The 707-nt window shown below is 52.5% G+C and carries 2 protein-coding genes; both read left to right on the plus strand.

The window, feature by feature from the left end:
• Positions 1-260: 260 nt before the first annotated feature.
• A complete protein-coding gene (locus GOB85_RS18910; protein ID WP_173578882.1) occupies positions 261-467 on the plus strand; it encodes a helix-turn-helix domain-containing protein in 207 nt (68 codons plus the stop codon).
• Between the two features lies 1 nt (position 468).
• On the plus strand, positions 469-600 hold the full coding sequence (locus GOB85_RS19660) for a hypothetical protein (protein WP_277875964.1): 132 nt from the start codon (positions 469-471) through the stop codon (positions 598-600).
• Positions 601-707 lie beyond the last annotated feature (107 nt).

Below are 707 nucleotides of genomic sequence, written 5' to 3' on the forward strand. Positions count from 1 at the left end.
ACGCAGTCAGTTCAACCATCGGCGAACTCCTGCGCAGCTACACTCCCAGCGAATGCGCCAACTACTTCACCAACTCAGGATATGGACCAACATAAAATCATCACGCTCTAAGGACTCTCACCTCCTTAACTCGGCTGTTTTGGTTGCCTTATTGGTTAACATTTGCCAAAACGGGTATGATTTAGACGAAAGCAAACCAAAAAGGAAAACTTGTGGCTAATCCTGATTTTCAACCAGTTCAGTGTCGCGGTGCCCGAGCGATGCTCGAATGGAGTCAGGAGAAATTAGCAGATGCATCAGGCGTATCCCGTCCGACAATCAAAGATTTTGAGCGCGGCGCCCGAACTCCTCACCCCAACAACCTCGCCGCCATCCGCACGGCCCTGGAATCCGCCGGCGTGGAGTTCATCGCTGAGAATGGGGGCGGTGCGGGGGTGAGGCTGAGGAAGGAAGCAGGGAATATCTAAAATGCGAAGAATACTTCCGCTTCTGTCGATGATGGCCGCTACTTACTGTGGCACAGCATTTGCTCAGAGCTACAAACCTGATTTTTCATGCGACGATATCCCGCCTAACAATGGTGTCGCTGTGATGCTTTGAGGTGGTCCCGTCCGTTCGGACAGTTTTGCGGGCTTGATAAGCTATACCCGGTTGTTGTTATGCCGCCCTTCTGACGGCGTTGCTGTTGGCCATCTGGTCCGGGGTTA

The sequence above is a fragment of the Acetobacter fallax genome, assembly GCF_011516735.1.
In the GTDB taxonomy this organism is placed as follows: Bacteria; Pseudomonadota; Alphaproteobacteria; order Acetobacterales; family Acetobacteraceae; genus Acetobacter; species Acetobacter fallax.